Below are 8,331 nucleotides of genomic sequence, written 5' to 3' on the forward strand. Positions count from 1 at the left end.
GGATGCGGCGACGGTCAAGAGTCGGGCCCAACCTCTTCGGGCGCCGCTCAGGGCCGGGCGTACGCCGGAGTGACCAGGAACGTGCTTCGAATCTCCGAGATCAGCGGCCCGTCGCTCTCCGTGCGCGCCTTCACCGCGAGCCACCGAGGATCGGTCTGGAACCGTGCCCAGTGCGCGTCCGCGGCCTCGGCGTCGGGGAAGGCCACCAGGTACACGATCCGGCCGCGGTTGCCCGCCTCGTGCCAGAAGCCGTCGACCTGCAGCCCGAATTCCGCGAACAGGGCCAGGGTCTCGTCGGCGAACCTGCGATGAAGGTCGTCGGCGCGGCCCGGTAGAGCGATGTACTCACGCAGCTCGTGGATCATGAACAACCCCGTTCACAGCGAGACCCGAGTGCGTCTTGTAGCGCTTGTTGACGTTGATGAGAACGGCGGTCAGCGGTTCGAGCTGCCGCGCCACCCGCAGTACCCCGCCGTCGATGCCGGGCCGGCCCGTGATCGCGACTGCGAGCCGGGCCACCTCGTCCTTGGCGGTCCGGTCGTCGCCGCACACGAGCACATCCTCTTGGACGAGGCCTTCGTGCTCCCAGAGTGTGACCGCCGACAGGTGGTGGAACGCAGCCACGACGGTGGCGTCGGGCACCAGGTCCCGCAACTGCTCGGCAGCGCTGCCCTCCTCGACGTCCAGACCGTACGCCCCGGCCTTGTCGAAGCCGAGCGGGTTCACACAGCTGACCAGGAGCTTGCCCGCGAAAACGGGAGCCAACCCGGAGACCAGCTCACGATGGCCCTTGTACGGGACGGCCAACAGGACGATGGGACAGTCGGCGGCGGCCGACGCGTTGTCGGCAGCGCTGACCCGGGCGCCGTCACCGGCGCGTCTGCGCACCTCGGCGGCCGCTTCCTCGGCGCGTTCGATCGAACGCGATCCGATCACGACGTGTCTGCCGGCCGCTGCGAACCGGTACGCCAGCCCCTTTCCCTGGGGCCCGGTGCCGCCGACGACGGCGATCTTGTTGCTGGTCATCTATGTCTCCTACGAACAGTGGACGGGGATACCTCGGGCGCGTGGCACCCGGAGGTGGGCAGCCGACCATCGAGGGTCGACTCGGAGCGGCAGGCCCCGGGTGGGGTCGCCGCAGGAAAGAAAAAGTGCGGGTCGGTCAGCCGCGTCCGGCGTCGAGGTCCGGCGCCCCGGCGGGAGTCGGGTAGTCCTCGGGGATGTGTCCGCCGATGCGCGAGCTGATCTCCCGTGACGCCGTGACGAGGTAGTCGGCGATGCCGGCCACGCCCTCGACCGTCAGGTCGTCACCCATGCCGAGCAGGGCAATGAACAGGCATGGCACGCCGTCCCGGTCGAATACCGGGACCCCCAGGACGTTGAGTTCGGGGCGATACTCGCCGTAGACCGCGCCGTAGCCCTGCGCCCGGAGCTGCTCCAGTTCGGAGTCGGGGAACGAGATGGGCCCCGGGCGCCCCCGGCCCGGCCATGCTGCCGCCAATCGGCTGATCAACGGGGTAGTGCGGTCGAAGCGCGAACCGACCTCGATGGTGACCTTGACGGCTTTGCGGCTCTCGATCTTCGCGATCGCCGTGAAGTGACCGTCCGGCATCGGCTGGATGGCCAGGCAGGCCAGCTCGGTCCGCTCGGCCAACCACTCCATGTACGTCCGCGACGCGGCGACGGCCGACGTTCGCGCGATCGCCGCGACCCCGAATTCCACGAGCAGCGGACCGAGGTTGTACCGGCGCGTCTCCTGGTCGTACACGACGAGACCCTCGACCACCATGGTCCGGAGCAGGACCGACGCCGTGCTCTTCGCCAGGGCGCAGCGCTTGGCCAGCTCGGTGAGCGTGGCACCGGCAGACTGCTGGACCAGCGTCTCGAGCACGCGGGTGGCGCGTGAGACAGCGGGGACCAACTGTTCACCGGTTTGCTCGCCCCGCTCGTCGGTCGTGCCGCTTCCCGGGACTTCTGCCTTGGTCAAGGGTTCCTACCTTCGTCGTGCGAATGCTGTCAGCCGACCGTAGCGGCCTGCCCCAGCAGTTCGGCGAAATGGAACAGCGTGCCGTCGGGATCGCGGGCGAAGAGCAGCCGCCAGCCGTTGACTCCGTCCGGACCCATGATGGTCTGCGGCGAGTGCAGGAACTCGACACCGTCGTCCGCCAGCCGTGCGTATTCGGCGTCGATGTCGTCGGTGAGGATCGAGAATCGGCACAGGCCGGGGTGTACGAGGTCGCTCTGCGCCCGCCCCTCGGAGCGTGCGTCCCGCCACTGGATGAGGTCGAGCATGGCCTCGTCCGGGGAGTTGTTCAGGCGCATGTGCGCGAAACGGAGCTTGCTGGCCCCTTCGACCATGAATGCCCGCGCGAGGTTGCTGTCGTCGACCTCTTTGTCCTGCGCTACCTGGAAGCCGATTCGCCGGTAGAAGTCGATCGACTTGTCCATGTCGGTCACGTTGATGCCGACGTGCCAGAATTTTCGCATTGCTTCGTCCTTCGTGTTCGTCTAGCTGGGTCGATAAATAGCGCTCCGCGGGTTCGCGGGATTCGCCGAGTGCTCAAGCCGGGGGCCGCACCAACTCGCGGCGCCGGACCTTTCCGGTCTCCGTGCGCGGCAACGTTGCGACTGCCTCTATCTCACGGGGCCGGGCGTGCGGACCCACCGCCGCCGTGACGAGTTCGCGGAGCTGTGCCGCGATCTCCTCCGTGAGCTCTCCGGCAGCGAGGTGCACGAACGCCTTGACCTGTTGGCCCATCTCCCGGTCGGGCAGCCCCACCGCTGCCGCGTCCAGGACCTGCGGATGACGCTTCAGGGCCTCTTCGATCTCGGCCGGGCCGATGCGGTAGCCGCGGCTCTTGATCACGTCGTCGGCGCGGCCCAGGTACTCCAGCCGGCGCCCGTGTGCGAGCCGCGCCAGATCGCCCGTCCGGTGCCAATCCCCCGGAGGGGGTACCGCCCGAGCCGAAGACGAGTCCCAATAGCCAAGGAGTGCAACCGGATCCGGCAGTTCGAGCGCGATCTCACCGACCTCACCGGGTGCGACGCGGACGCCGTCCTCGTCCAGAATTGCGATGCGGTGCCCGGGGTACGGGGCGCCCATGGTTGCGTCGTCGACCGATCCGAGAGCCGCGGAGTCGCCGATGAGGGCGTTGGCCTCGGTCTGGCCGTAGGCCTTGTTGACGCAGTCACTGAGGTGGCTGCGGGCCCAGCCGAGTTCCGCAGCACCGGCGGGCTCTCCCCCGGTCACGACCGCGCGGAGGCGTTGCCGTGCCGATTCCCCGTGCTCGGCGAACATCCGCAGCACCGACGCGGGCAGGAAGGCGGTGGTCACGCCGAAGCGGGCCATCATGTCCAGGGTGGCGGCGGCGTCGAAACGCTGTGGCCGATGAGCCACGACGGGGACGCCGAACGACCACGGGACCAGCAACCCGAGCATCAGGCCGCCGATCCAACCCCAGTCCGCGGTGCCGAAATACACGTCCCCGGGCCTGAACAGCTCGAAGGCGTAATCGACGCCCGCGTGCCCGAGCAGGGCGCGGTGTCCGTGAACGATGCCTTTCGGTGGACCGCTGGTGCCCGATGTGTACATCAGCAGGGCCGGGTCCGAGGGCCGGCCGGGCACCGGGGCCAACGGGTCGACCCGGCGGGCGAGGTCCCCGAGCCTCGGACCACGCGCGCCGTCCACCGTGAGCACGTCGACGTCGCGCAGCGAGCACCCCGTCGACTCGAGCCGGTCGACGCCCGGACCGTCCGTGACCAGCACGGTCGCACCCGAGTCGGCGAGCCGGTGCCCCACCGAGTTGCCGGTGAGCAGTCGCGGGACCGGCACGAGCACGGCCCCGGCGACGAGCACCCCGAACACGACCTCGGCGGCCTCGACCGACGGGTCGAGGTACAGGACGACACGGTCACCGGGCTCGACCCCGCGGGCGCGGAGGACACCCGCGATGCGCACGGCGGCGCGCTGCACCTGACCGAACGTCACCTTCTCGGGCGCGTGGGTCCCCTCGCGCAGCACGGCAACGGCGTCGGGATCGCGGGAGAAGAGGGCGTCCTCGGTGATCGTGTAGTCCGCCGCGGGCTCCCAGTCCGGAACGTGGCGGGCGTCGATCAGCCGTCCCACGATCTGTGGCCGGGACGGCCCGGAGGTCAATCCAGGCGTGCCCATATGCTCTTCTCCTTGGTGAAGCTCTCGATGGCGGCCTGGCCGAGGTCGCTGCCGTAGCCGCTCTGTCCGAAGCCGCGGTACGGCGACGCGGGGTTGAGCACTCCCCAGGTGTTGATCCACACGTTGCCGGCGTCGAGGGTCTGCGCGAACCTCAGTGCGCGGCCGACGTCGCGGGTGAACACGCCCGCGGCCAGCCCGTAGATGGTGTCGTTGGCGAGGGTGATCGCCTCGTCCTCGCCCTCGAACGGCAGGACCGACAGCACGGGTCCGAAGATCTCCTCCCGGGCGATGCGCATGTCCGCGGTGACTCCGGCGAACAGCGTCGGACGGTAGTAGAAGCCCTGCTCCGCGGCTCCGTTCGGCGACTGGCCGCCGCCGCTGATCAGCTTGGCGCCCTCCTCGGTCCCGGCCACGACGTACGAGTGGACCGATTCCCGTTGCGCGGCACTGACCAACGGGCCGATCTCCGTTTCGGGGTCGAGGGGGTCGCCCACCCGGGCGGCCTCGACCCGCTTCTGGACGAGTTCGACCACCTCGTCGTAGATGGGCCGCTCGACGAGCAGCCGGCTCGCAGCCGTGCACGTCTCGCCCTGGTTGCCGTACATCGCCTGGAAGACCACGGCGGCGACCGCCTTCGGGGACGAGTCGCCGAACGCCACCAGCGCCGACTTGCCGCCGAGCTCGAGCGAGGTCGTGATGAGGCGGTCGGCCGCCATCCGGCCGATCTGCTGGCCGACCTCGGTCGAGCCGGTGAACGTCACCTTGCCGACCAGCGGGTGCTGCACCAACGCGTTACCCGCCACCGAACCCCGACCGGGCAGGACGTTGACCAGCCCCGGCGGCAACCCGGCCTGGAGGGCCAGCTCGCCGAGCGCCACGGGGACGAGCGGGGCGAGCTGCGCAGGCTTCAGCACGATGGCGTTGCCCATCGCGAGAGCCGGCGCGATCTTCCAGACCGCCTGCACTGCAGGGAAATTCCACGGTGTGATGGCACCCACTACGCCGATCGGCTCACGCAAGGTGTAGTTGAGGAACCGGCCGGGAGCCGGCGTCGTGCGACCCTCGATCTTCGTCACGAGGCCCGCGAAGTACTCGAGGGTCTCGATCATGATCGGAAGGTCGACGCCCAACGACTCTCGGATGGGCTTGCCCATGTCCCGGCTCTGCAGCTGGGCGAGCTCGATCTTGTGTTCCTCGATCAGCGCGGCGTAGCGGAACATGAGCCGGGTCCGCTGGGCGGGACGCATGCGCTGCCACGCCTTGGCCGCGACCTTCGCGGACTCGACGGCGCGCGCGACGTCCTGAACCGTCGCCTCGGCCACCGTGGCCAGGTGCGACCCGTCGGCCGGGTTGATCGAGTCGAAGGTCGCCCCTGTCGACGACGGGCTCAGTTGGTCGCCGATGACGAGGGGAACTGTCGAGGTGAGTGCCTGCACAATTCTCGTCCTTTCTTCCGCCGGGCCGTCAGGCCAGGTTGTGTGCGGTGGGGAGGACGGCGTCAGCGAGTTCCGCGAGCTCCTCCATGGTTGCTTCGAGGGTGTCGTGTTCGAACGACGTGTCGCAGATGAAGTGGGTGACACCGAGGTCGCCGTACGCTTCGATCGTCTCGGCGTTGTACGGCGCCGTCCGCAAAGGCCTTGCGGTGAGCGTGATTTCACTCATGTCGCGGCCCGCCTCCTCCACGTACTGCTGCAGGGTGGCCAGGTATCCGGCGTACTCGTCGGGCGCGATCGCAAGGGGGTGCCAGCCGTCGCCGATCGCAGCGATGCGGCGCAGCGAGGCGGTGCTGTATCCCGCGAACCAGACGGGGATCGTGCCACGCACCGGCTTCGGGTACATCTTGAAGTCGTGGAGCTGGTAGAAATCGCCGTCGAAGTCGACCTCGTCTTCCTTCCACATGTGCCGCATCGCGTTGACCATCTCGGTGGTCCGCTTGCCGCGGTCCTTGAAGGGCGCTCCCAGCAGCTCGAACTGCTCCTTCATCCAGCCCACGCCGATGGCGACCGAAAGCCGCCCGCGCGACATCACGTCGATGCTCACCAGCGTCTTCGCGGTCTGGACGAGGGGACGCCACGGCAGGATCAGACACGACGTGCCGAGCTCGATCCGCTCGGTGGCCGCCGCCGCCCACGTCAACGACGTGAGGCAGTCGAGGTACGGCGTGGCGGGGTCCCACAGGAACTTGCCGTCCTCGGTGTACGGGTACGGCGTCTCGACTCGGGTCGGCAGCGCGACGTGATCAGTCATCCAGAGGGAGTCGAAGCCGATCTTCTCCGCGTACCGCGAGACCTCCGTGATCGCCTCGGGCCCTGCCCACGGTCCCGCTCCCGGGATCCTGATTCCGACCTTCATTGATGCTTCCTTTCGCCGTGTTCGGTGGTCATCGGACGACGCTGTCGGCCCGGAGGGCCGCGATCCGGTCGTCCTGGTAGCCGAGATCCCGGAGAATCTCGGTGGTGTGTTCGCCCAGCGAAGTCGGTGGGCGATGCACGTGACCCGGGGTGCCCGAGAGCTTGACCGGGAGGCCCGGGACCCGCAGCGGTCCGAGTTGGTCGTGGTCGATGTCGACGACGAGGTCCAGGGCCTGGATCTGGGGATGGGTGACGGCCTCGTCGTATGCGAGGACCGGGGCGCAGATGATGTCGTGAGCCGAGAGCAACTCGACCACGTCGTCACGATCGCGGGCGGCGAACCAGGGCGCGAAGGCGGAGTCGAGGGCCTCGCGGTGCTCCAACCGGGACGCGGCGTCCGCGAAGCGCGGATCGTCGACGAGAGCCTCCACACCCATCGCCCGGGTCAGCTTGACGAAGTGGCGGTCGTTGAACGCGACCAGGTGGACCGCGCCGCCGTCACGGGTCGTATAGGCGTTGTACGGCGCGTAGAAATTGCTGCCGTTGCCTACCTTGCCCTGAATGTAATCGGCGAGGAGGTACTGCCCCAGCCACGGAGTCTGCAGATGGAACAACGCCCCGACCAGGGACACCGAGCCCGTTTGCCCCTCCCCCGTGCGCTGTTTCGCGAAGAGTGCGACGAGGGCGGCGATCGCGACCAGGTAGCCCGCGGCGCTGTCGGCGACGGGCGGCCCGGCCTTGAGCGGCTTCCCGGAGCGTTCCCCGGTGGCCTCCATGAGGCCGGTGAGCGCCTGAGCGACCGGGTCCATGGCAGGACGGCCCGCGAGGGGCCCGCTGTCGCCGTACCCGCTGACGTTGAGGCAGATCAGGTGAGGGTGCCGTTCGCGAAGCTCGGCGGCGGTCAGCCCGAATCGCTCACGAACCCCGGGCAGCATGTTCTCGATGAGCACGTCCGCCGTCGAGCAGAGTTCGTGGAACAGCTCGAGACCTGCCGCCGTTCGAAGGTCGAGCGCGACAGCGCGCTTGTTTCGGTTGACGCCCGAGTAGACGCCACTCATGCCGTCGCGCCCCGGCCCGAACGTCCGCGACTCGTCACCACCGATCGGCTCGACCTTGATGACGTCGGCACCGAAGTCGGCGAGCAGCGATGCGCCCAACGGGCCGGCCACCATCGTCGCGGCGTCGATCACCTTGATGCCCGACAACGCTCCGCTATTTCCGGTGAACCCCATCACAAGCTCCGTTCATAATACTGAACTGACATCATTATTTGGAACTCCACGGACGTTACGAGCACCGCCACCCGCTGTCAAGAGGGGATTTGCCGCCGATCGGCGGGCAGAGTGCGCGACTCGGCCCCAGGACGGCACCGCTGCCGGACCTCGCCGCGAAGACTTGCGAAGCGCGAGATACACGTTTGCCGACCACAGATTTTCATCCGTTCGACTAGAACGGACGTGCCTGCGTTCAGCCGCCGGTCTGCTCCACGACCCAGGCCGCGACCTGTGCTCGCGAGGTGAAGCCCAGTTTCGCCAAGATGTGCTCCACATGCCCCTGAGCGGTGCGCGGCGAGATCACCAGGCGGTCGGCGATGGCCTGATTGGTCAGCCCTTCGGCGATGAGGTCGGCGACTTGACGCTCCCTCTTGGTCAGACGCGTCGACGGGCCGGTGCCGTGCGCGGACGTGCCGGCCGGCTGTTCATGCAGGGCGTAGGCGATGGCCGCATCGAAGCCGAGCTGCTCACCTCTGCGGTGGGCAGCGTCGAACACCTTGCCTCCGAGTGCCTTCCGGCTCTTTTGTTTGCATTC

General features: G+C 68.5%; 9 protein-coding genes. All 9 read right to left on the reverse strand.

Features of this window, described 5'->3' with window-relative positions; genetic code table 11:
* Nucleotides 1-47: 47 nt before the first annotated feature.
* Nucleotides 48-365, reverse strand: a complete 318-nt coding sequence (locus AC1DWT_RS32560) for an NIPSNAP family protein (RefSeq protein ID WP_072938775.1) — start codon at nt 363-365, stop codon at nt 48-50.
* Nucleotides 346-1,026, reverse strand: coding sequence for an NADPH-dependent F420 reductase (gene npdG, locus AC1DWT_RS32565; protein WP_072938776.1), 681 nt, complete (start codon nt 1,024-1,026; stop codon nt 346-348). Before npdG ends, AC1DWT_RS32560 begins: the two co-directional genes overlap by 20 nt.
* Before the next feature lie 136 nt (nt 1,027-1,162).
* On the reverse strand, nt 1,163-1,987 hold the full coding sequence (locus AC1DWT_RS32570; RefSeq protein ID WP_095863214.1) for an IclR family transcriptional regulator: 825 nt from the start codon (nt 1,985-1,987) through the stop codon (nt 1,163-1,165).
* Between the two features lie 29 nt (nt 1,988-2,016).
* Entirely contained in the window at nt 2,017-2,487 is a 471-nt protein-coding gene (locus AC1DWT_RS32575; RefSeq protein WP_072938780.1) for a VOC family protein, read from the reverse strand.
* Nucleotides 2,488-2,560: 73 nt separating this feature from the next.
* Nucleotides 2,561-4,171 carry an AMP-binding protein gene (locus AC1DWT_RS32580; protein WP_095863213.1) on the reverse strand — a complete coding sequence of 537 codons (1,611 nt, stop codon included), beginning with the start codon at nt 4,169-4,171 and terminating at the stop codon, nt 2,561-2,563.
* Nucleotides 4,153-5,607 carry an aldehyde dehydrogenase family protein gene (locus AC1DWT_RS32585; RefSeq protein WP_477923814.1) on the reverse strand — a complete coding sequence of 485 codons (1,455 nt, stop codon included), beginning with the start codon at nt 5,605-5,607 and terminating at the stop codon, nt 4,153-4,155. The genes AC1DWT_RS32580 and AC1DWT_RS32585 overlap by 19 nt, the downstream gene beginning before the upstream one ends.
* 28 nt (nt 5,608-5,635) lie before the next feature.
* Nucleotides 5,636-6,523 (reverse strand): LLM class F420-dependent oxidoreductase, encoded by an 888-nt coding sequence (locus AC1DWT_RS32590; protein WP_072938786.1) that lies wholly within the window; start codon nt 6,521-6,523, stop codon nt 5,636-5,638.
* A 28-nt stretch (nt 6,524-6,551) separates the two neighbouring features.
* Nucleotides 6,552-7,754 carry a CaiB/BaiF CoA transferase family protein gene (locus AC1DWT_RS32595; protein ID WP_072938789.1) on the reverse strand — a complete coding sequence of 401 codons (1,203 nt, stop codon included), beginning with the start codon at nt 7,752-7,754 and terminating at the stop codon, nt 6,552-6,554.
* 235 nt (nt 7,755-7,989) lie between these two features.
* The coding region (locus tag AC1DWT_RS32600; protein ID WP_477923817.1) for a response regulator transcription factor at nt 7,990-8,331 on the reverse strand (342 nt) is incomplete at its 5' end.

The organism is Rhodococcus sp. P4_B6 (genome assembly GCF_056402215.1).

Coding starts and splice junctions, on each gene's coding strand:
- AC1DWT_RS32560 (WP_072938775.1), bottom strand. CDS start 365: ATGATCCACGAGCTGCGTGAGTACATCGCTCTACCGGGCCGCGCCGAC.
- AC1DWT_RS32590 (WP_072938786.1), bottom strand. CDS start 6,523: ATGAAGGTCGGAATCAGGATCCCGGGAGCGGGACCGTGGGCAGGGCCC.
- npdG (WP_072938776.1), bottom strand. CDS start 1,026: ATGACCAGCAACAAGATCGCCGTCGTCGGCGGCACCGGGCCCCAGGGA.
- AC1DWT_RS32580 (WP_095863213.1), bottom strand. CDS start 4,171: ATGGGCACGCCTGGATTGACCTCCGGGCCGTCCCGGCCACAGATCGTG.
- AC1DWT_RS32575 (WP_072938780.1), bottom strand. CDS start 2,487: ATGCGAAAATTCTGGCACGTCGGCATCAACGTGACCGACATGGACAAG.
- AC1DWT_RS32595 (WP_072938789.1), bottom strand. CDS start 7,754: ATGGGGTTCACCGGAAATAGCGGAGCGTTGTCGGGCATCAAGGTGATC.